The organism is Verrucomicrobiota bacterium (assembly GCA_016200005.1).
Taxonomy (GTDB): domain Bacteria; phylum Verrucomicrobiota; class Verrucomicrobiia; order Limisphaerales; family PALSA-1396; genus PALSA-1396.
In genome coordinates, this window is the sequence record JACQFP010000022.1 from 79,161 (window position 1) to 99,929 (window position 20,769).

At 58.0% G+C, this 20,769-nt stretch carries 19 protein-coding genes and 1 pseudogene; 8 read left to right on the forward strand and 12 right to left on the reverse strand.

All coding sequences use genetic code 11. From position 1 onward, the window contains the following. The first annotated feature begins 6 nt into the window (after positions 1 to 6). The 3 genes from HY298_07545 (at position 7) to HY298_07555 (ending at position 5,392) form a co-directional block, all read left to right on the forward strand. On the forward strand, positions 7 to 1,449 hold the full coding sequence (locus HY298_07545) for a DUF1501 domain-containing protein (GenBank protein ID MBI3850128.1): 1,443 nt from the start codon (positions 7 to 9) through the stop codon (positions 1,447 to 1,449). A 92-nt stretch (positions 1,450 to 1,541) separates the two neighbouring features. After that, the gene (locus tag HY298_07550; GenBank protein MBI3850129.1) at positions 1,542 to 4,007 is read left to right on the forward strand and encodes a pre-peptidase C-terminal domain-containing protein; all 2,466 of its coding nucleotides are present in this window, start codon (positions 1,542 to 1,544) and stop codon (positions 4,005 to 4,007) included. Positions 4,008 to 4,012: 5 nt separating this feature from the next. Next, entirely contained in the window at positions 4,013 to 5,392 is a 1,380-nt protein-coding gene (locus tag HY298_07555) for a hypothetical protein (GenBank protein ID MBI3850130.1), read from the forward strand. Positions 5,393 to 5,745: 353 nt separating this feature from the next. Here the strand turns inward: HY298_07555 and HY298_07560 are convergent, their stop codons facing one another. The 3 genes from HY298_07560 to HY298_07570 all read right to left on the reverse strand — a co-directional run bounded on the left by HY298_07560 (position 5,746) and on the right by HY298_07570 (position 7,511). Then, the gene (locus tag HY298_07560; GenBank protein MBI3850131.1) at positions 5,746 to 6,423 is read right to left on the reverse strand and encodes a hypothetical protein; all 678 of its coding nucleotides are present in this window, start codon (positions 6,421 to 6,423) and stop codon (positions 5,746 to 5,748) included. A gap of 8 nt (positions 6,424 to 6,431) precedes the next feature. Beyond that, the gene (locus tag HY298_07565) at positions 6,432 to 7,028 is read right to left on the reverse strand and encodes a hypothetical protein (GenBank protein ID MBI3850132.1); all 597 of its coding nucleotides are present in this window, start codon (positions 7,026 to 7,028) and stop codon (positions 6,432 to 6,434) included. A 96-nt stretch (positions 7,029 to 7,124) separates the two neighbouring features. After that, positions 7,125 to 7,511 carry an iron-sulfur cluster assembly accessory protein gene (locus tag HY298_07570; GenBank protein ID MBI3850133.1) on the reverse strand — a complete coding sequence of 129 codons (387 nt, stop codon included), beginning with the start codon at positions 7,509 to 7,511 and terminating at the stop codon, positions 7,125 to 7,127. A 180-nt stretch (positions 7,512 to 7,691) separates the two neighbouring features. On the opposite strand from HY298_07570, the gene HY298_07575 reads away from it, so the two are divergent. The 3 genes from HY298_07575 to HY298_07585 all read left to right on the forward strand — a co-directional run bounded on the left by HY298_07575 (position 7,692) and on the right by HY298_07585 (position 10,686). Then, positions 7,692 to 8,408 (forward strand): hypothetical protein, encoded by a 717-nt coding sequence (locus HY298_07575; protein ID MBI3850134.1) that lies wholly within the window; start codon positions 7,692 to 7,694, stop codon positions 8,406 to 8,408. Between the two features lie 167 nt (positions 8,409 to 8,575). After that, complete coding sequence (locus tag HY298_07580) at positions 8,576 to 9,382, forward strand: NIPSNAP family protein (protein MBI3850135.1); 807 nt, start codon at positions 8,576 to 8,578, stop codon at positions 9,380 to 9,382. A 77-nt stretch (positions 9,383 to 9,459) separates the two neighbouring features. Continuing rightward, positions 9,460 to 10,686, forward strand: coding sequence for an MFS transporter (locus tag HY298_07585; GenBank protein ID MBI3850136.1), 1,227 nt, complete (start codon positions 9,460 to 9,462; stop codon positions 10,684 to 10,686). Between the two features lie 89 nt (positions 10,687 to 10,775). Here the strand turns inward: HY298_07585 and HY298_07590 are convergent, their stop codons facing one another. Next, positions 10,776 to 11,960: a hypothetical protein gene (locus HY298_07590; GenBank protein MBI3850137.1), complete on the reverse strand. Its 1,185-nt coding sequence runs from the start codon at positions 11,958 to 11,960 to the stop codon at positions 10,776 to 10,778. 57 nt (positions 11,961 to 12,017) lie between these two features. Beyond that, the gene (locus tag HY298_07595) at positions 12,018 to 13,220 is read right to left on the reverse strand and encodes a hypothetical protein (protein MBI3850138.1); all 1,203 of its coding nucleotides are present in this window, start codon (positions 13,218 to 13,220) and stop codon (positions 12,018 to 12,020) included. 77 nt (positions 13,221 to 13,297) lie between these two features. On the opposite strand from HY298_07595, the gene HY298_07600 reads away from it, so the two are divergent. Beyond that, on the forward strand, positions 13,298 to 13,909 hold the full coding sequence (locus tag HY298_07600) for a hypothetical protein (GenBank protein MBI3850139.1): 612 nt from the start codon (positions 13,298 to 13,300) through the stop codon (positions 13,907 to 13,909). Here HY298_07600 and HY298_07605 read toward each other — a convergent pair. From HY298_07605 to HY298_07625, 5 genes and pseudogenes are all read right to left on the reverse strand, one after another. Then, on the reverse strand, positions 13,906 to 14,613 hold the full coding sequence (locus HY298_07605) for a DUF2293 domain-containing protein (protein ID MBI3850140.1): 708 nt from the start codon (positions 14,611 to 14,613) through the stop codon (positions 13,906 to 13,908). The two genes, HY298_07600 and HY298_07605, sit on opposite strands and share 4 nt — an antisense overlap. Positions 14,614 to 14,628: 15 nt before the next feature. After that, positions 14,629 to 15,729 carry a hypothetical protein gene (locus HY298_07610; protein MBI3850141.1) on the reverse strand — a complete coding sequence of 367 codons (1,101 nt, stop codon included), beginning with the start codon at positions 15,727 to 15,729 and terminating at the stop codon, positions 14,629 to 14,631. Further along, complete coding sequence (locus tag HY298_07615; GenBank protein ID MBI3850142.1) at positions 15,726 to 16,454, reverse strand: hypothetical protein; 729 nt, start codon at positions 16,452 to 16,454, stop codon at positions 15,726 to 15,728. Before HY298_07615 ends, HY298_07610 begins: the two co-directional genes overlap by 4 nt. A gap of 7 nt (positions 16,455 to 16,461) precedes the next feature. After that, a complete protein-coding gene (locus HY298_07620; protein ID MBI3850143.1) occupies positions 16,462 to 17,067 on the reverse strand; it encodes a tetratricopeptide repeat protein in 606 nt (201 codons plus the stop codon). Beyond that, a pseudogene (locus HY298_07625) lies at positions 17,047 to 17,178 on the reverse strand (tetratricopeptide repeat protein). The gene HY298_07620 and the pseudogene HY298_07625 overlap by 21 nt, the downstream one beginning before the upstream one ends. Before the next feature lie 161 nt (positions 17,179 to 17,339). Here HY298_07625 and HY298_07630 point away from each other — a divergent pair. Continuing rightward, positions 17,340 to 18,173 carry a hypothetical protein gene (locus HY298_07630; protein ID MBI3850144.1) on the forward strand — a complete coding sequence of 278 codons (834 nt, stop codon included), beginning with the start codon at positions 17,340 to 17,342 and terminating at the stop codon, positions 18,171 to 18,173. A gap of 234 nt (positions 18,174 to 18,407) precedes the next feature. On the opposite strand, the gene HY298_07635 is transcribed toward HY298_07630, so the two are convergent. Together HY298_07635 and HY298_07640 are read right to left on the reverse strand one after the other, a co-directional pair. Next, a complete protein-coding gene (locus HY298_07635) occupies positions 18,408 to 19,745 on the reverse strand; it encodes an adenylosuccinate lyase (GenBank protein MBI3850145.1) in 1,338 nt (445 codons plus the stop codon). A 118-nt stretch (positions 19,746 to 19,863) separates the two neighbouring features. Then, positions 19,864 to 20,754: a rhomboid family intramembrane serine protease gene (locus HY298_07640; protein MBI3850146.1), complete on the reverse strand. Its 891-nt coding sequence runs from the start codon at positions 20,752 to 20,754 to the stop codon at positions 19,864 to 19,866. Between the last annotated feature and the right edge of the window lie 15 nt (positions 20,755 to 20,769).

The following is a 20,769-nucleotide window of genomic DNA, read 5'->3' on the forward strand; positions in this document are numbered from 1 at the left end:
ATCACTATGTTAAGCATCCCCGGAAAATCTGGCAGCACTTGCGACGGTTTCAGCCGTCGTGAATTCATTCGCGTCGGCGGCGCCGGCCTCTTCGGTCTGGCGTTGGGCGACGTTTTGCGACTCCAAGCCTACCCGGCGGCCGAGACCGCTAAGTCCAAGAGCGGTTGGGGACAGGCCAAATCGGTCATCCTCGTCTTTCTGCAGGGCGGGCCGAGCCACATCGACATCTGGGACCCCAAACCCGATGCGCCATCGAACATCCGCGGGGAGTTCAAGCCGATCAAATCGAATGTGCCCGGCATCTGGCTCTCGGAAGTCATGCCGATGATGGCGAAGCAGATGGACAAGGCCACGTTGATTCGCTCGGTGAGTTACACGCCCGCCGGTTTGTTCAATCACACCGCTGCCATCTACCAGATGATGACGGGCTATACTCCCGATCGCGTCTCGCCGTCAGGCCAGCTCGAACCACCGTCGCCGAACGATTTCCCGAATGCCGGATCGCAGGTTGTGAAATTGAAACCGTCTGATGTGCCGATGTTGCCGTTCGTGATGTTGCCCCGCGCATTGCAGGAGAGCAACGTCGTTGGCAAGGGCGGCACGGCAGGCTTTCTCGGCGCGGCGTATGATCCGTATTATTTTTACCAGGATCCCAACAAGGAATTTAAGCTCGACGATCTCACCTTGCGCAAAGACGTCAGCGAGGACCGCATGAAACGGCGCGCATCGCTGCTCCAAAAAGTCAACGAGTCGATGCCGGAGATCGACAAGGCGGTTTCGTCGTACGCGCTGGATCGTTACTATCAGAGGGCGTTCGATCTGGTCTTGTCGGGCCGGGCGCGCAATGCCTTCGACCTCACGCAAGAAACCGACAAGACGCGCGACCGTTATGGCCGGCACACCTTTGGGCAGGGCTGTCTGATGGCGCGGCGATTGATCGAAGCCGGCACGCGCTTCGTGCAAATGAATTGGCCGGCGGTGGCCAATGGTGATCCGAAAGTCGATGCCTGGGACACGCACGCGGCCAACTTCGGCCCGCTGCGCGAACTTCATTGCCCCAAGCTCGATAGCGGACTCTCCGCGCTCCTTGAGGACCTGGACCAACGAGGCATGTTGAAAGAAACTTTGGTGGTGGCGATCGGCGAGTTCGGGCGTTCGCCGCGACTGGGCGTCAGCACGTCCGGCAATGGCAACGCACCGGATGGACGCGATCACTGGCCTTATTGTTACACGGCGCTGGTCGCCGGCGCGGGCATCAAGCGTGGAGCACTCTACGGCAAGTCCGACGCCACCGGTTCGTCGCCGGCGGAAAATCCAGTGCATCCGACACAAATTCTGGCCACGGTGTATCACGCGTTGGGCATCGACCCGCACACCATTATTTACAATCACCTCAACCAGCCACGCGAACTGGTGCAGGCGGAGCCGGTGACGGCATTGTTTGGATGACGCGCTTTTGCCAGCCCAGCAGGGGCGACATCATTATAGACGGCGCTGAGACAAATGATTCAAGCTCCGTAGGAGCGGCATCGAAAACGATCATGCCGCCCCTGCGGGGCTTGGGGCTGACTGGACGTCGGTCCTATAAATATGCCGCTCCTACGGAACTAGATTCTGACAGAAAACTTCGTCGGGCTTCGCTGGCGATGATTTGCTTGTCGCTCGCCGTTGCCGTTGTTGCCCGCGCCCAACCCGTTCCCAAAATCAGCTCGGTCGCGCCCGAATGGGTTCAACGCGGTACCACGGCTGAACTCGTCTTTTCCGGCAACAATCTGAAAAATGCCACAGCGATCTTTTTCAGCAGCGGCGATGCTCGCAAGACGCGCAACGCAATCAAGGTTTCCGATATCGTCGCAACGGACAACGACAAGGTGACGGCCAGGGTCACGGTTGCTACGAACGCTCCGTTGGGTCAAATTGAAGTGCGGGTAGTCACACTCTTCGGCGTTTCCGAGCCGCTCTCCTTTGGCGTGAGTGATCTGGTGGAAGTCGTCGAAAAGCCACCCAACAATTCTCCTGACCAGGCGCAATCCGTCGGATTGCCGGCGGCCATCAACGGCGTCATCAGCGCCGCATCCGAAGTCGATTACTTTCGTTTTCACGCGAAGAAAGGCGAGCAATTGATTTTTGACGTTCACGCGATGCGCGACGGGTCGTCGTTGGATTCGTCACTCGCGGTCCTCGACGACGCGGGAAAGGAACTGGCCCGCAACGAGGACGCCAATGGTTTCGATTCGTTGATTGAGTTCAGCGCTCCGCGAGCCGGCGAGTATCTGCTGCAACTGAGAGATTTTCGTTACCAAGGCGGCAAGGATTTCAAGTATCGCATCCATGCCGGAACAATTCCCTATCTCGAATCAATCTTTCCTTTTGGCGGCCAGCGTAGTCACGCGGTTGAGATCGCCCTCAAAGGTCGGAATCTTGGCGATGCCACAAGACTGACCCGCAAGATTGCTTCCAATGCGCCACTTGGAGGGGCGGAGATTCGGGCGCAAACTGAGAGCGGGCTGTCCAACCCCAGGGATTTTATCGTGGATGATCTGCCGGAGTTGACGGAGACGGAGCCAAACGATACGACGAACCAGGCGAATTTGGTCAGCGTTCCGCTGGTCGTCAACGGGCGCATTGGCAAACCAAAGGATGTGGATCTCTTCACATTTAAGAGCGACAACGCCCGGCGCCTGATCTGCTCGGTGGCCGCAGAACGATTCGGCTCGCCGTTGGACGCCTTGTTGACGCTCACCGACGCTTCCGGAAAAGTTCTCCAGCAAAAAAATGGCGATGATGGGGAGGAGGCGCGGATTGATTATGACAAATTTGCCACAAACCAGGAATACACGATCTCGATTCGTGATTTAAATGAACGCGGCGGGGAGGAGTTTGCGTATCGCTTGTCCATTCGACCGCCAGCACCGGACTTCAGCGTGGAGTTCTTTCCGGATGCGTTGCGCGTGACTCGCGGCGGTCACGTGCCTGTGCGGTGCGAAGTAACGCGGCAGGGTGGTTTCACCGGCGCAGTACGGTTCGCGTTTCGCAACCTGCCGACGGGAGTATTTTGCGAACCCGTGGTGCTGGCGGAAAACACGTCGAGCGGATCGATGACCATCTCCGCGGCGCCGAATGCCGCGCCGGGAAGTTCCCCGATCAAACTGGTCGCCACCGCTTTCATCGGCGGAAAGTTAGCCACACACACGGCAAACGCGGTGATCGTGGACCAGCCCTCGACGAAGAAGCGGCGCGCCAATTCGCAGACGAAGGATCGGCCGGTGGAGGAGGCATTTGTGACGGTGCTCGAGGCGCCGCCGTTTGTGGTCGATCCCATTACGTCGGTGGTCGCTGTTGACCAGGGACAGGCCGCGACAATCGATGTTGCGGTGCAACGCAAGAACGGTTTCACGAACGACATCGAATTAACGGTGGTAGGTTTCTTGGCGGCACGCGATCCGATCTCCAAGAGCGTGGGTGTTGTGACCGAAACGTTAAGGAGTGATCGGCAGCGTGCGAATTTGAAGCTGAACGTCAATGTTGATGCCGAGACGGGAACTCGACCAATTAACATCAAAGCCACAGCCAAGGTGGACGATCAAACCTTGACGGACTACTCACGGGCGATTCCACTCACCATCAATCAGATTCCCTTTGCCCTCGTCAGTTCACTGCCACGCCTCTCCGTGGTCGCCCTGCCGCCTGAAAAAAAATCTGCCGCTGGAGAAGCGGTCTTTTCGGTGAGAGCGAACCGGAGAAGCGGATTCAGCAACGAGATTGCCCTGGCGATTGAAGGCTTGCCCGAAGGTGTGGTGGCCCGCTATGACAAGATTCAGACCAATGAGCCGGAAGCCAATGTGAGCATCACTGCGACAAACAAGGAACTCGTGGGAAAGGAGATTTCATTCACAGTACTCGGCACGGCGATGTTCCATGACCGGATTTACAAACACCGCACCGGAGAAATTAAATTGATTGTCACCGCGCCGCCGGAGGAAACGGCGGACGCCGTCGGAAAATGATCCTTATGCACAAGTCTCGACGCTGGTTTCTGCTTTTGAGCGTTATGTTGCTGTGCCCCAGCCTCGGCCGCGCGGCGGACAGCAAACCGGTGAGTTACTACGGGGAAGTGTTTCCGATTTTCAAACGGAGCTGTAATGGTTGTCATCATCCCGGAAAGTTGAAAGGGGAACTGGACCTGACGACCTATGCGGCATTTCAAAAGGGCGGCAAGCATGGCGGGGCTTTCAAGCCGGGCGAGCCCGCAGCGAGCCGCGTGATCGAGGAAGTCAGCGGCGACGAACCGAACATGCCGAAGGAGGGCGATCCGTTGAGCAAGATTGAAGTGGCATTGATCGAGCGCTGGATCAAGGAGGGCGCAAAAGACGACACGCCGGCCAACGCCAATTCCTTCAAGCTGAGTGCGCCCCCCGTTTACACGTCGCCAGCGCTGGTCTCGGCACTGGCCTATTCGCCGGACGGCAAAATTCTGGCGATCTCCGGGTATCACGAGGTCGTGCTCCACAAGGCCGATGGCTCGGCACTGATCGCGCGACTGGTTGGTGAATCGCCGCGCATCGAGTCGATCGCGTTTTCGCCGGAGGGACATTTGTTGGCGGTCAGCGGCGGCGCCCCAGCGCGCTTTGGCGAGATTCAGATTTGGGACGCGGCCACACACGAACTCAAGCATTCCTACAAGATCAGCACCGATTCGCTTTACGGCGTTTCCTTTTCGCCTGACGGGGAGCGTGTCGCTTTTGGCGGTGCGGACAAGGTGGTCCGGATCATTGCCGTTCGCGACGGCAAGGAGTTGATGAAATTTGACAACCACAGTGATTGGATTTTCGGCACCACTTTTACTCTGGACGGCAAGCGGTTGGTGACCGGCAGCCGCGATCGGGCGATGAAGCTTATCAACGTGGCCAACGGGCAGTTCATCGACGATATCAACAAACTGCTCGAAGGTGTGATGTGCATCGCCCGGCATCCCAAGGAGGACGTGATCGCCTACGGCGGTGATCTGGGGACAGCCCGCATTTACAAGATTTCCGACAACCAGGGTCGCACGGCGGCCAATAACGATGTGAACCTCGTGCGGGAGTTTGAGCGACAGACTGGTCCGGTCTGTTCCATCGCCTACAGCCCGGACGGGAACACGCTCGCGGTAGGCACGGTCGGCGGCGAAGTGCGACTTTACAAGACGAGTGATGGTTCGCGGTTGAGTACTTTGAAAGGGAATGCCGGCGCCGTGTTTTCCATCGCGTTCAACCCGCAAACAAACCAGATCGTCACAGGTGGGTTCGACGGCAAGATTCGGATTTATGAAGTGAAGTCTGCTGAGCTGGTCAAAGACTTCCTGCCGGTTCCGTTGCAGACTGCGGCGACGGGACAAAGGGCTTCGCACTAGCCGTCGGTATGGAGCGAGCCGGGTCTTTCCTTGCCAAGAGAAACTGGCGATCCGCTTTCGCGGACCGCCAGAAACAACCCAATGCGAGGGACGCTACGCCAAGGGCGCAACGCTAACCGGCAGATTTACGGCAGGCCTTTCTACCCCCATCATGATGACGAAGGCGGAGAGCGATACAAAATTTCGAGAATCGAAATTCAGTATTTCTTGCATGAAAGCCATTTAGCAGGGGCCATACCATTACTGAGAACCTTTTCTTCCGGCCAATTCAGCAACCTTACAGTCGGAGGGATCAAGGCAAGTGTCTCAAATTAGACGCCGGGTGCCTCAAAATGGACAACGTCGGCGTGGCCTCATGGCTTCTTGCTCTGCGGTATCCGCGTGTCGCCTGCAAAGATGACCCGGCGTTTTTGAACAGTGAAGGTCGTTTTGCCAGCCAGCGAAACCGCTTCCAACGCTTCCCACCCGGTCAGGTCCCAGCCGGCGAAGCTGTGCCGGAAAAAATGCCACGAATCCCGCGTGTTCCGATAGGGCAGGAATCGCATTTTCAGTTTCTTGCTCAATGTCGGCAGTAGATGATCCCAGTCGCGGTCGTTGTAGAGGGCGTGCGGGACGAAGCGCGCTTTCCGAAGTCGCTCCTCAGCTTCCCAGCTTTCGATATGGAACAATGGTTCCACGGGATCCTCAAGCGTGTGAAGCAGGAGCATTGGCGGGCGAAACGTCAGGTGAATCAACGTCTGGTTCGTGAGCGCCTGCACGGCGTCCAGCAGAGTAGGGGACGTATTGGTCAATACCGCGTGAGCGCGTCGGAAAAAATAGAATTCGTCCGTGGCACCGGGCATGAAGATGAGCGCCTTGACCGTGTCGTTGGACTGAAAGGCGCGCAACATCAGTTCCACGCAGTTGGTGCGGTTGAGTTGCGTGACCTTAACGTTGAGCGGCATTTGGGAGAGGGCCGTTGGCCAGGAGTCGTCGGCTCGCAACGCAAACGCGAGGACACCGCCAACAAAGGAGCAGATCAACCGTTTCATCAGCGCGATCAGATGGAAAGTTGCACGAGTCGATCCCGTATTTGTTCCGTCCACCGGGCGATGAAGCTGAAATGTCGGTAGAGTTCCTCCACGCGATTCAGTGGCCTGGACGATTGCGACGACTCCCAGGCGCGGTTCATCAACTTCAATTCCTCCGTCAGTTCGTCACGCCGGGTGTCAAGCTTCAGCAGCAACGCCTTGAGTTTCTCCGTCCGATCTGCACCGCGCTCGAACGTTTTGACCTTCAACAGCGGCGAAGTTATTTTGCTCTTCTCCGTCAGGAACGCGTCGGCCTCGCGACAGAGTTTGGCGACCTCGGCGAACAAGTCCATTGTTTCAAGTGGAACGTTCTGCAACGCCGCCGGCCTCAAGCCACGTTCCAGTTCCAGCAAGTGCAGGAGTCGGTCCTTGGGCTCACACAGGCAGATGAAGGCCGCATTGAGTTCGGTATAACGGCGGGTGGCGGTCACCTTTTCCGCTACGCTGTTCATGTGAAGCCGGTCGGGATGAATCTCGGAAGCTCGCGCCAGGAATTTCGCCTTCAGCGATTCAGGGTCGAGCCACGGGCGGCGCGGTTCGTTGAGAAAGGCAAAATAATCGAGCACGGTGACGAATCAATGATTCAAAACGAAACTTAAAAGCTGAAGGCTCTGAAACTCGTTCTACCTGCGGCCATTCTCATTATGAATTGTTGGGTTGGCTCACGCGCTAAAACTCTCGCCGCAAGAACAACTCGTGGCGGCGTTGGGGTTCTTAACCTTGAATCCACCCTCCTGCAATGCATCCACATAATCCAGTTCACTGCCGGTGACGTAGAGCGCGCTCTTGGGATCAACGACCACCTTGATGCCGCTGCTTTCGACGAGGATATCGCGGTTGGCCGGGCCATCCTGCAGGTCCATCTTGTATTGCAAGCCGGAGCAACCGCCGCCCACGACGGCGACACGCAACACGCCCTGCGGTCGCCCTTGCTTTGCGAGAAGCGAGCTGACCTTTCTGGCTGCGCTGGCCGTGACTTTGACCAGCCGTTCATCGCCCGTGCGAAACGCCGGAGCGCCGGTCTGCTTAAGGATGGTGTTGGCAATCATTCTTGAAACCGTTATGAGCCTAGTCATTCATGCGCTGATCGTCAACCAGACACTCCAACTCAGACTCAACCTCATGACTCGATTTACTTTAAGCTTGCCTTTTAATGCAGCCAATGGTATTCAAATAACGCTGTTAAACACTGTTGTAAAACTCTAACACCCAAGCGGAGGAAATCGTCTATGAAGAAATCACTGTTAACCCTGTTGTCACTTCTCGCCATCTCGCAGGCGGCAATCTGCCAGAGTCAAGCCGCTGCCCCTGTCGTGGCTTGTCCGCCGGCTGCCACGGTGGAATGCGGCGTGCCAACCACCTACTCGGCAAACGTCTCGGATGCAGATGGAGACGCGTTAGTGGCAGTGTGGAAATTGAATGGAGTTGCGTTTCAAACCAACCAGGTGGCGGCAGGAAGTCCGCATACCGCGGCGACAATTACTTTCACGGGCAGCCTGCCGCTGGGCACCAATGAGATCGCGATCACGGTCACTGATACCGCCGGTAATTCGGCCAGTTGCTCCAGCACGATTGTTGTTGTTGATACGACTCCACCGGTGATCGAATCGGTCTCGACGACTCCCAAACGTCTCTGGCCGCCGAACCACAAATTGTTGCCGATCATTGTGAAAGCGGTGGTGACTGACGCCTGCGGCCCTACGACGTGGAAGATCATCTCCGTGACCAGCAACGAAGCGGTGAATGGCCATGGAGACGGCAACACGTCCATCGACTGGGTGATTACGGGCGACCACACCGTCAAGCTTCGCTCCGAGCGGTCTGGCCAAGGCAGCGGTCGGATCTATGCCATCACAATTCAAGCCACCGACGCTTCCGGCAATGTTTCTGAACCAGCCACGGCCATTGTGTCAGTTCCGCACGACCAACGTAACAAGCACAGATAAGACGTTGGGGCTGGTTGATTCGAAAAAAGGAGGAGGCCTGCGGGCCTCCTTTTAGTTTCAGCCGTCATTCAGTCCGCTGCCACGGTGACATTGGTCGCTGTTAGTTCTGGTGCGTGAGAATGTTCAGGAATTGCAGATGCGACCGGTTGCTGAGACAATCCCATCCTATGAAACGCCGTGACTTCGTGAAATCCTCCTTGGCGATGACCAGTGCGGCTGCGGTGAGTTCAGCGGTATTTGTCAACGCCGCCGAGTCTCCAAACAGCGCGAACCGCGAACTTTACGAACTGCGCCTCTACCATCTCCGTCGCGGTGCGATGGTAAAACGGTTCGACGATTTTTATCGCGATGCCTCCATTCCAGCCATGAATCGTGCGGGCATCGGACCGATTGGTGTGTTCAGTGTCCTGTTCGGTCCGGACAGCCCGACCATGTACGTTCTCATCCCGCATCAATCCGCCGCTTCCTTTGCTACGGCGCTTGACCGCGTGCGCGCCGATGCCGGCTATCAGAAGGCTGGTGTCGATTTTATTAACGCGCCCCCGACTGATCCTTCCTACATTCGGGTCGAAACCTCGCTCCTGGCCGCTTTCCAAAGCATCCCCAAACTCGAAATCCCGAGTGGCGTCGCTGCGAAGAGGCCACGCATTTTTGAGCTGCGCACTTACGAAAGCCACAGCAAGAAAGCCAACAAGAAGAAGATCGAAATGTTCAACACCGGTGAGATCGCCATCTTCCGTCGCACGGGCCTGACGCCGGTCTTTTTTGGCGAGACGCTTATTGGCAACAAGATGCCAAACCTCACCTACCTGCTGGTTTTCGACGACTTGGCCGCGCGCGAGAAGAACTGGGACAAGTTCCGGGCCGATCCAGAGTGGAAGAAGCTCAGTTCCACTCCCGGATATACCGATTCTGAAATCGTCACAAACATCAGCAACGTTCTCTTGCGTCCAGCAGATTATTCACAGATCTGAACCCTTCTTTTACGCGCGCAGTGTCTGGGCCTCCGGTTGGAGCTTGAATTTTCCCCCCGCCCGTGTGTTCTGTGCGCGTGCTTAGCTCGCTTCGCAAGGCAGAATACGCAGAGTTGACGGCGCTCTTCTTCATTCAGGGCGCGGCGTTGGGCATTTGGTTCGTGCCACTGAGCACCGTGCTGGACGCATACGGGCTGCACGCCATCAAACCTTTCGCCTTCGCCACCTCCGCCCTCGCCGCCTTCGTTTCGCCCCTCATCTTTGGCGCCATGGCCGACCGCCACACCTCACCCGTCAAAGTGTTGCGCGGATTGTCGCTCGCTACGGCGGCAGCGATGGCCCTGGCCGCGACGGCCATGAAACTCCGTTGGAATCCATGGCTCGTCCTCGCCGTAATTCAACTTCACGCGCTCTGCTCCTCGCCGACGTGGAGTATTTCCTCAACAATCGTTTTCGCGCGTCTCGCGGACGCCAAGAAGGAATTCGGGCCGATTCGCGCCATGGCCACGCTCGGCTGGATGTCGGGCTGCTGGCTGGTCAGCGCGTTGAATGCGGACGCTTCCGCGCTGGCCGGCTACAGCGGCGCTGCGGTGTGGTTGCTGGTTTGCGCGTTCACGTATTTCCTGCCGGAATTGGCGACGCCCAAATTCGTCGAGCATCTCACCTGGCACGAGCGGCTCGGTCTGGATGCACTCACGCTGTTGAAAAACCACGACCACCGGGTCGTGTTTATCATGACTGCACTCTTTGCGATTCCGCTGGCGGCGTTCTATCCCTACACGCCGCCGCACTTGCGCGAAGTCGGCCTTCAACATACGACCGCGTGGATGAGCGTGGGACAAATCACGGAAGTCCTGGCGATGTTGAGTCTCGGCGCACTGTTGTCACACTGGCGATTGAAATGGATTTTCGCCTGCGGCCTGGGCTGCGCCGTATTGCGATTTGCGTTGTGTGCGGTCAATGGGAAGACCTGGTTGCTGACCGGTGTGGTGTTGCACGGTTGTTCATTCGCCCTCGTGTTCATCACTGCACAAATCTACCTCGATCAACGCATTGAAGCCGCGTGGCGCGCCCGCGCGCAAGCGTTGATGGCGCTCATGAACGGCGGCGTGGGAAACCTGATCGGCTACCTGGGGACAGGCTGGTGGTTCGCGGCGTGTGCGCGTCCGAGTGGCACGCGATGGTCGCTCTTTTGGGGCGGCCTGGCGGCTGTCGTTGCAGTCGTGTTGGTTTATTTCCTAGTTGCGTACCACGGAAAAGGCATCGGTCTGAAGCCGGTTGAGCGGAGTAAAGTCGATGTCTGAAATGTAACCGCGTGGCAGGTAAGGACTCGCCGAGGCAACGCTGCCAGCGCTTGCAGTCGCCCCAAACCGGCCTTCCTCGGCCCACCTTCTCACTTTGTTTTCGCCGGCACGTTCAACACGCGCCGCAATTCAGTCGCCATCCAACGCAACTCCTGGTCGTCGCGGCCGGCGAAGAAGCCAAACGTTTTACCGCTGGCCAGATGAATTTGCAGGTCGATGACCGGCACATTATTGACCGCCATTCCGCTGGCGTCGGCGCGAACTGCGGCAATCTCCTCGCGTCGCCACGCCCACCGTTTCGCGCCGAAGAGACTTTCTTGTGCCACGCGCAACTCGCCATCCTCAATCAAGAGCATGGCGCGACGCCGGCCCATGTTGATGGCACCAGTCAACATGCTCAAGCCAATCAGCCAGAACACACCGACAAAGATCCAGATGAACCACGGCGGACCATGGCCACCCTTTCCTTTGCCGAACATTATCGCTCCGGTGAACACGACCATGAACAGGCACCAGAGAATTCCAAACCCAAACAGACCCTTGCCGCCTTGGCGCAATCCAACCGGAGGAACCACCAGCAGGAGACCATTGGTCCGTGGTTCACTGCGCACCTGGCTGTCGTTCGGCTTTTCCGTCACGTCCGCGACCTCCGGCTGGTTGGCCGGCGAATCCACGACCTTGACCTCCTGCGCGGCGACGGTCGCGACGGAAACGCCCACGCGTGCCGACAGATCCTGCGCCAGACCGGCCAGCCAGTCGCGCGGATAGCCGATCACCACGAGGCGCGGCTTGCCTTGGTCGAATTCAACCACCAACGCGCCGAGATCCGCCAGTGGTCCGCTCGTCGCCGGTTTGTCGTTCACTTTCACACCGCCGGCGTTGATGAGAAACCTGTGGATCGGCCCGCGCGGCAGGCGGCGACGCCAGCGTATCGGGCCGAAATAGTCTGTGATCGTCAACCGGCCTTCGCGCCAATCCACCCGGCAACGTCCGCAAATGGCCAGCAAACCGAGGCACATCGGCGTCAACCCGGTGACCACGAACCCACTCAAAAATAGAATGAAGAACCAGTTCCCGATATCACCCTTCCCACCCTGGATGTGTTGGAGGAATTCGATGAGACTCTTGGCGGGAATCGAAATGAACAGCAGACTGAACGCGATTGGAATCAGGCCAAACCAACGGACTTTTCCGATGGGCCGAGCTGGTAGAAAGTAACTGACCTCATGGCTGGCTGCTTCGACACGGATTGTGGATGTCGGCGGCAAATACATGCTACGAAAGACTGTGCCAGAGTTCGCCTTCGCGAAAGAGATGTTTCCGAACGAGGCTCACCTGCGCCCGCGGAATTCGTCCATCAATTTCAAAATGCCCTCCCGGATTTCAAACAAATCCTTCCGCGCCGCGGTCACCATCGCCGCCGGCAACAGTTTCTTCGGCGCGACAGCTTCCAATCCGGCCTGCGATTTGTGCAGGTGATCGAGCGCGCGCTTCAGATAGGCGACGGTAAACGCGGCGTCGGCAGTGCCGCGATCCTCGGCGATGCCGTTCAACGCACCGGCCAGTTTTGCGCCCGTGGTTTGAAATTCGAAAATGAATTGATCGAGATCCTTGTCCTCCAGCCGTTCGAGACCCAGTTCGTCCGCCTGATGCCAAAACTTCATGGCGCTTTCGACGCAGCGATGTTGCAACGGATGCCGCAGATCGCCATCCTCGGTGCGAATCCAGTCAATGCCTTCGCGGTGCGGGTCCGGCTCAGGCGGCGGTTCGTTCAACGCCTCCTCGCACGCGCGATTGATTTCCTCGATGCGTTGCCGTTCCTCTTCGGCTTCCTCGGGCGTCAGTTCGCGTTCCCAGCCCATCTCTCTGGCGATCTTTTCCTCGGCCTCGTCGGAGTCGCCGTATTTCTCCAGGAGTTCCAGGTATTTGTCCGTGCGGGCGTCGGACTCTTTCATCAGCTTCTCGTAATCGTGCTCATCCCATTCCGCCTCCGGATCTTTCTGGCCGCGCTGATGTTGTTCGATCGCCTCCGTAAGTTTCTGCATGAAATCGTTCATGCCCGCCGCCGCTTGTTTCGCGCGCTCCTCATCTTCCTCCGGCGTCAATCGCCACTCGGCCGCGGATATCGTGAGTTCGTAATCCGCGCTTTCGATCACCACGCGTCCGTTCGCCTCGCTGAACCATTCGAGGTAAAGGCTGTTGGCCATGTGCTCCGGCGGTTTCTTCTTGCGCTTGATCATGGCGTAGGCCTCCTCAAAGGGGATGTCGAACACGCGCACCTTCCGCGAAGCGGTGAGGTCGCCGATGCCGCCGCGCTGAACCGGCTGCAGTGAATCGAGGTGCTGATGCGGGATGCGTTTCTGCGGGTTGGTGAACGTGAGCAGACAGCCGGCGAGGTCGGGCCAGGCATTGCCTTTGAGTTCCAGAATGACCGGCTCGGCGCGACCCTCGACCCAGATTTTACCACGCACGATTCCTTTGACGCGGTTGTCAATCTCGCCGTGCACCACGCTGTCATGAATCCGAAAAGCCATGAACAAATGTTCTCAAATCAGGTTGCGGTGGCAACATTTCTATCGCACGGCCCGCTGCCCCTTGGTAGAAACCCGTCATGCCACCGCCACTCGAACCCGGATCACCCGCTGACGACCCGCTCAATCTCGAACGCGTTGATCGCGAAATCCACATCGAAAAACTGCGCCGCGAAATTGATGAGGTCGCCGGCGGCGAAATGTTCAGCGGCAAGGTGGCCAATTGTGATCCCAAGATGGAAGAAGCGTTTTTGGAAAACGTGCTTGCACTGGAAAGCCACGGCTTCGTCTGCCCAATTGACAGTTTGGTCAAAGACGGCTTTGATTTGCCGCCGCCTGACAAACTCGATGACGCCTCTCTCACCGCGAAACTTTGGGAACTCATCCGCGAACTCGCCGGTCGCCGCTTGCTTCTCCACAGCACGGACCACTTGAGCGACCGCGAACTCTACACGTGGCTGTGGAGCGACGGTTTGCGCGAGGATTTGATGGGCTTCGGCCTGCCGTTCGGGAACTGCCACCTCGACGTGCTGGGTGGATGCAGCGAGAATGATCTCATCCTTTCCATGCGCTATTACTCGGACGACGAGGAACGCGCCCGCTGGGCCAAAGATTTCCCCGACGTCCCCATGCCGCCCAAGGAGAAGCCGCCTTACGACCGCGACCGGCTGCTGCCCAAAGCGGAGCATTAGGTCAGAATCGTGGGTGACTCCCAGCGGCCAAGCACCTCCTCGATTTCAGCGCGCGCCTCGGCCCGGGCCAGTTGCCGGTCGCCGTGGCGCATGAGCAGTTCGTCATAGCGCGTGTGTTCGTGACGGATGTGCGCGATGACTGCCAGTCGCAACGCTTGCGGATCAAACTCCTTCGCCGCCGCGGAACGGCCCACGCGTCCGGAATGCCTGCGGCACGTCCACGCGGCGATTTGCGCCGCCTCTGGCGGCGGACAACCCGGACACAGCTCCTTCAACTTCTCCAGAACGGCGACCTCGTATTCGCGATCCTCGACCTCGCGCCGGATTGCCGAGCGCTCCCGCTGTCGCGCGCGTTGTTCCTCATCGGCGAGGCACTCCGTCTCGGCCCGATCAATGGCGTCGGACGTCACAAGGATGCCCTGGCGTTCGTAACGTTTCCGGGCGCGCGACCATCGCACCACCACCGCACGCAACGGGGAATGTTTCGTGGCCCGCCGCGTCAACGCCGTGTTGCCTGCGGTGAGAAATTCCAGATGCCCAAGGTCAGCGCAATCCAGGCACAGCGGGCGGCTGTTCTCCATGCGCAACAGATTGCCGTCAAACAACTCGCGCCCGCACTCGGCGCACTTGGTTTCGCGTCCGACCATGAAGACCACAATCTCTTTGTTCTTGGACGGCGGGACGGGCGGTTGAGGCAGGTTCATTGGATGAGCCGCACGTCACGGGACGCGGCTGAAATGCTGTTCCATGCTCTGGCGGGCGAAGTTCAGTTCGCCCAGTTCGTCGTCCAGCAGAACGGGGATGCCGAGTCCCTTCGCCACGCCGGAGAGCATCGCCGCCACGCGCGGACGTTGCACCCGGATGGTTTCCGGGCGATGGCCCAACTGCGTGAGTGCGTCACGCAAGACCGTTCCCAGCGCCGCCGCTCCATCGCGATCCTTGAAGTCGCCCAGATGAAAGCCGCCCACGAAACCCGACGCGCGATCCACCGCCATCGCCAGCTTCGGAAATCGCGGGCGGTCGGCGTCGGCAATCGGAAAGGACGCGTAAGTCACGTCCAGTTCCAGGTGAAAACCTTTCGCCTGTGTGAGCTTCGACAACCGCGCGAGGGTCGCTTCCTCAAACGAAACCAATTCCGGCGTCGGCTCGGGCGGCGGAATCATCGGCTGCCAGTCGAGTTGTTCGGCGCGCAGTTCGCCCGCTGCCGGATCGTAGTCGTCCGGCACGAATCCGATCTGACCGTCGCAATGATCGTCCCAAACGCGCGGCTGGGCGCGCATGAGCCGTGCGACCGCTGCCACGCGCGGCAGGGCAAACCGCAGCGTCTCCGCCTCCGCCTGCGTCAAGTGCCAAGGATAACCGCCCGGCACAAGGCTGCGAAACTGCGGCCAGACGCGCCTACGTTTGTTCGCTGGCGAGTAACCGGCGGCAGCCAGCATAGCCCGATCCTCCTTCACCAGCTCGCGCTTCGGGACGAACTCCGCCTTCACCAAGTCCTGCTCGAACGCCGTGTCTTCGCGCTCCAGTCCGCCCGGCTCGCCGTCGTTCAGAATCGTGTTCAACAGCCAGCGGCGTCCGGTGTCGTTGCGATAAACCAGCAGCGCGAACACCGACCGCAACCGACCCAGGATGGAGCCGAACAACACTTCATTCGTGGCCGGATGTCGCAGTCCGATGACGTGTGAATCGTGCATCCACTCCCACGGCGCGAGGCGGTTGAAGTCGTCCGCCGCGGCGATGAGCGGCCTCCACGTCTCGGCGGAGACCTGGGGAACGAGCGGCTGGTTGGCGTGGCGTTTTGTGACTGTCTGTGGTCTCATATCTGAGGGCGGGCAAATTCCAGCACTTTCGGCTGGGCCTTTTCAAACAATTGCCGAATCTCCCGCAAGTCGGGGACGCGGGCGCGGGTAAAGGCGGCGCGGAGTTGGTTGGCGGAGATCGTTTCCGCCGGCTTGGTCCGGTGGCGGTCAAGCGCCTGGAGAATGTGCAGCGGATTATTCATGGCGACGCAGCCAATCGGTGCGTGGCGGGCCTTCACGCGTAATCCCGGTGTGACTGACGAGGCGCGTCCAGTGGGGAACGCATCCATGCGCGGCACTCGGCGCGGGCGCAAATGTTTTCGCAAGAAAGCCCACGGTTCTTGTTCGGGTGCGTATTTTTCAGCGACTTCGGCGATGTGCAGCAACACCGGTTCGCACCGTTCCTGAACGGCGAGGCGGCAGAGTTGCGCGGCATTGATGCGCGGTGAACTCAGGAACTGCGCGGCCACACGCAAAGCATCCAGATTGTAGGGATTCTGACCGAGGCAAAGCGCCACACCGATTTCTTCGTCGCTGATGGCTGGCAAATCCGCAGGCAAGGTTGGATCGAAGTCCCGGCGGTAGTGATTCGCCCCGCGCGCGACGGCGACCTTGAGCAACCACTCGGCAATGCGTTCGCCCGCGCCGCTAAGTTGCGCGAGGCGGCGCAACAGCCCGGAAACATGCGGAACATCGCCCAACTCGTGGGCGAGTGTCGGTGCGAACGGCTGTTCCTTCAGTTCCATGATCGTTCTATTTGGCGAACGCTGGGTGTTCCTTAAGGAAACGCGCGTATTCCTTTTTGATATCCTCGGCTTTGGGATCTAATTCCAGAGCCAGTTGATAGAGGCGATTGGCTTCGGGAAAATTCTTGCGGGCTTCTTCCATGAACTTCGCAAAGTTATTGGCATGAAAAGCGATATCCAAGCCAAGTTCAAATGCCCTGCGATAAAGCCGCTCCGCTTCGTCATAATTTTTGTGTTCTTTCCAATGGAAAAATGCAAAGTTGGCAGTGTTATTCGCGTGTTTGGGATCTAGTTTCAACGCTTCACAACAAAGACGTGCCGCTTCGTCATTATTCTTGCGGACCAAATACATAAAAACTGCGAACCTACCAACTATGTTTGCGTCCTTCGGGTCGAGTTCCAATGCTCGGCGAAAAAGCTGCTCGGCTTCGTCATATTCCTTGCGGAAATTCTGCATGAAGGCCGCAAAGTTGCCGGTGTTCGTCGCGTGCTTCGGGTCGAGTTCCAATGCTCGGCGATAAAGCCGCTCGGCTTCGTCATAATCCTTGTGGATATTCTGCATGAAGGCCGCAAAGTTGCCGGTGTTCGTCGCGTGCCTCGGGTCGAGTTCCAATGCTCGGCGAAAAAGCTGCTCAGCTTCGTCATAGTCCTTGCCGACATGCCAGATGAATGTCGCAAAGTTGCCTTGCCGGTGTTCGTCGCGTGCCTCGGGTCGAGTTCCAATGACTTGCGATAAAGCCGCTCGGCTTCATCATAGTCCTTGGTGGCACTCGCCAAGAAGTTCGCAACGTTGCCGGTCAAGTCGGCGCTTTTTGGAAAGTCTTTCAACCCATCAAGAAAGATGTTCTCCCGCTTCGCCGGATCTGTCTCGGCATCCGCCTTCAATTGCCAAGCCCACCAACTGTTTTCTTTAGTCAACCGCTCGACGGCGGCCGCGGCTGCGCTGCGAACCTCTTTAAGTTCGGCTTCGGCAACTTTGTTTTTGCCCGGCTCTTTAAGTTTTTTGTTCAGTTCCTCGAATTGATTTTGAAATTCAGTGACACGTTTATCGTGCGTCTTTTGCAAATCCGGGATAGGAGATGGGAGTTGCAGCTTTTCCCAGAGTTGCAACATCAATTCATCGAAGCCAGAGATGGGGACGAGTCGGCCATGGTGGCGCTCAACGATTTCATGAATCTTGGGGTCGGGTTCATTCTCCGCTCGGTAACACCAGAAGATCCCGCCTTTGATCGGAGTAATCTTTTTGAAGAATCCCATAAGACTGCCATCATTGCCGCCATAGCCGATGACAATCGGTGTGTTGTTGTCAAATATCACTTGCAATGCCGCTTCCCATTCGGGCGGGAGTTTTTCAATTTCTTCCGGCTCGCTCTTGGGTTTGAGCAGAAGATCGCGATGAATCTTGGCGATGACGGGACGTTTCAAGTTGGGCCGGATGAAGCCGGTGAGCGATTCATGGCCACACACAAGCGGGTAGTCGTGCGTGTAAGTGGAAATGGCGTTGGCGATGAGGTTGTCGAAATTAGTGGTGACGGCGACCTTGTGTTGCGAGTTGGCCATAATTTGCGCCAGCACGGAATAGCCGTAACTTGGGTCAGCTTGCTGCATCGCGTCCTCAAGAAAGGCGTAGCCCTGTTCCCTGAAATCACGAAACCGGCGCTGATAGATGAAAGGATAAAAATCGGCAGCCTTTTTGAAATCGAAACCCTTGATACCTAGGTTGGCGACGGTAGCCCATTTTTCGAGCGGCAGGTTGTTGAAGTCCTCCATCTCGTGCAGTTCCTTCAGCCATTGCATCGCCAGCGTACCGCCCGTGGGAATGCCGGATTGGAAGGAAGCGCCTGAACCCAATACCCAACAGAACGGGCGATCCGACATCTTTTTGTGCCGCGCCAGAAAATCGCTGAGGAAACCGGCAGTGGTAATTTTTTGAGCAGGCATGGGCCTTGAGGTTTAGTTCAAGCCGAGTTTCTTAAACCGGTTGTTCACTTCCTTGAAATGGAAGTCGAGCGAGCAGAGTTTTTCCAGTTCGCCTTTCTTGAAATGTTTCGCGACTTCGGGCGTGGCTTTGAGCTGCTCCACGAAATCTGCGTCGTCGCGGCCGGCGTGTTTGACTTCCCAAGTTTTCATGGCGGCGACCTGGCAGAGTTTGTAGGCGGCTTCGCGGGTGAGGCCTTTCTTGATGAGCGCGAGCAGCACGGTCTGGCTGTTCCACATGCCGAGCGAGAGGCCGAGGTTCTTCTTCATGTTCGCGGGATAGACGACGAGGCCGTCCATCAAGCGCGTGAGCAGGCCGAACATGTAATCGAGCAACGTGCAGGAATCGGGGAAGATGATGCGCTCGACGCTGCTGTGGCTGATGTCGCGCTCGTGCCAGAGGGCGACGTTTTCCAGCGCGGCGACGGCGTTGCCGCGCAGCACGCGGGCGAGGCCGGTGAGGCGTTCCCAGGTGATGGGGTTGCGCTTGTGCGGCATGGCGCTGCTGCCTTTCTGGCCAAGGGTGAACGCTTCTTCGGCTTCGAGGACTTCGGTGCGTTGCAAATGGCGGAACTCGACGGCCCAACGCTCGATGCTCGCGCCGACGAGGGCGAGGGTGGTTTGGAATTCGGCGTGGATGTCGCGCTGGACAACTTGCGTGGCGATGGGCGCGGGGCGCAAGCCGAGGCTCTTGCAGACGTAAGCCTCGACTCGTGGCGACACGTGAGCGTTCGTGCCGACGGCACCGGAAATCTTGCCGACAGCGACGACGTCGCGGACGGCTTCGAGGCGGCGGCGGGCGCGCTGGAATTCGTCGTACATCAACGCGAGCTTGAGGCCAAAAGTGGTCGGCTCGGCGTGAATACCGTGACTACGACCAATGCAGGGCGTGAACTTATGCTCCTTCGCACGGCGCGCAATCACTGGGAGCAGCTTCTTTACGTCGGCGATGAGGAGGTCTGCGCTCTGCATCATCTGGACAGCGTGACATGTGTCGCCTACGTCGCTACTGGTAAGACCGAAATGAAACCAGCGGCTCGCAGTATCGTTGATGGCCTCGGCGACGGCAGTGGTGAAGCCGATGACGTCGTGATTGAGCGTCTTTTCCAGTTCGCGCTGACGGACGACGAGACCGGGCAGGTCGGCGAACCCTTTGTCGCAGCCGGCTTTGATCTTCCTGAAATCTTTGGCGGGGACGACGCCTTCCTTTACGAGCGCTTCGCTGGCGAGCAATTCGATTTGCAGCCAGATGCGGAGCTTGTTTTCATCTGTCCAAATGGCCCGCATTTCGGGGCGAGAGTAGCGCGTTATCATGGGTCAATTAAAAATGAAAAATGAAAAATTAAAAAGGAAAACTAAGTTGGGCTTGGGCTCACGCTTGAACCGCTCAAATCGCAGACAAACCCAGACACCCGGAGGCGGGAACCCCAGCTTAACGCTTGCTCATCTTCTTGCGGGCGGCTTCGAGGATTTTGCGCTCGCGTTCGGTCAGGCTTTGGATGCCGTGCGCGGAAATTTTGTCGAGGATGGGATCGACCTCGCGGCTGATGAATTCTGCCGGGGGTAAATCCTCCACGACGTTGGACTTTGGTTGTTGCCAGAGCGAGGGCTTCTGGGAATGAACTTTGACCAGTTCCCTGGAGCGGACGCGCGAACGGAAGGGCTCCCAGAGAGCCGCGGCTCCTTCTGAATGGATGATCCAGTGGACATAAGCCAGACCCGTGAGCATCCCTCCCAAGTGAGCAGCATGCGCTACATTATCACCTGGAAAGACGATGCCGAATAGAGCAAGGAGTGCGCTGAATAACAGCAAGAACTTGGCGCGCAGGTGCACGGGAATGATGAAAAACAACAGCAATGTCAACGGACGCTCTGGAAAAAGCACGGCGAACGCCGCGACCAATCCAAACGCGGCGGCGGAAGCACCAACAACGGCACCGCCGAAATGAGTGGGAAACCACAGCGCGGCGAAAATTTGAAAACCCCCTCCGATCACGCCGCTTGAAAAATATAAAAGCAGAAAATGTTTCTTGCTCAACGACTCTTCCACTGCGCGACCAAAAACGTAAATGGCCCAACTATTGAGCAGCAGGTGCAACAAACCGCCATGCATGAATTGGTAGGTCAACAACTGCCAGACGAAGCCATGGCGCAAGCCTTCAACACTCAAGGCAAAATAATCGTTGATCGGGAACCGGGGAGGATAACCGTAAAACAAACTCTCAACGACGAAGACCACCGCATTGACGATCAACAGAATGACCGTCAATGAGAGCGGCGTCTCCGGCGTGGTTCGACGCATGTAAGGACGATCCGCAAGCATGACGAATTAAAATTA

What these genes read in the sequence shown, in the direction of transcription:
- HY298_07600 (MBI3850139.1), top strand. Translation starts at nt 13,298, where the DNA reads ATGCCACCGCCACTCGAACCCGGATCACCCGCTGACGACCCGCTCAAT.
- HY298_07590 (MBI3850137.1), bottom strand. Translation starts at nt 11,960, where the DNA reads ATGTATTTGCCGCCGACATCCACAATCCGTGTCGAAGCAGCCAGCCAT.
- HY298_07640 (MBI3850146.1), bottom strand. Translation starts at nt 20,754, where the DNA reads ATGCTTGCGGATCGTCCTTACATGCGTCGAACCACGCCGGAGACGCCG.
- HY298_07550 (MBI3850129.1), top strand. Translation starts at nt 1,542, where the DNA reads ATGCCGCCCCTGCGGGGCTTGGGGCTGACTGGACGTCGGTCCTATAAA.
- HY298_07595 (MBI3850138.1), bottom strand. Translation starts at nt 13,220, where the DNA reads ATGGCTTTTCGGATTCATGACAGCGTGGTGCACGGCGAGATTGACAAC.
- HY298_07610 (MBI3850141.1), bottom strand. Translation starts at nt 15,729, where the DNA reads ATGAGACCACAGACAGTCACAAAACGCCACGCCAACCAGCCGCTCGTT.
- HY298_07635 (MBI3850145.1), bottom strand. Translation starts at nt 19,745, where the DNA reads ATGATAACGCGCTACTCTCGCCCCGAAATGCGGGCCATTTGGACAGAT.
- HY298_07580 (MBI3850135.1), top strand. Translation starts at nt 8,576, where the DNA reads ATGAAACGCCGTGACTTCGTGAAATCCTCCTTGGCGATGACCAGTGCG.
- HY298_07545 (MBI3850128.1), top strand. Translation starts at nt 7, where the DNA reads ATGTTAAGCATCCCCGGAAAATCTGGCAGCACTTGCGACGGTTTCAGC.
- HY298_07605 (MBI3850140.1), bottom strand. Translation starts at nt 14,613, where the DNA reads ATGAACCTGCCTCAACCGCCCGTCCCGCCGTCCAAGAACAAAGAGATT.
- HY298_07555 (MBI3850130.1), top strand. Translation starts at nt 4,013, where the DNA reads ATGCACAAGTCTCGACGCTGGTTTCTGCTTTTGAGCGTTATGTTGCTG.
- HY298_07575 (MBI3850134.1), top strand. Translation starts at nt 7,692, where the DNA reads ATGAAGAAATCACTGTTAACCCTGTTGTCACTTCTCGCCATCTCGCAG.
- HY298_07570 (MBI3850133.1), bottom strand. Translation starts at nt 7,511, where the DNA reads ATGATTGCCAACACCATCCTTAAGCAGACCGGCGCTCCGGCGTTTCGC.
- HY298_07615 (MBI3850142.1), bottom strand. Translation starts at nt 16,454, where the DNA reads ATGGAACTGAAGGAACAGCCGTTCGCACCGACACTCGCCCACGAGTTG.
- HY298_07560 (MBI3850131.1), bottom strand. Translation starts at nt 6,423, where the DNA reads ATGAAACGGTTGATCTGCTCCTTTGTTGGCGGTGTCCTCGCGTTTGCG.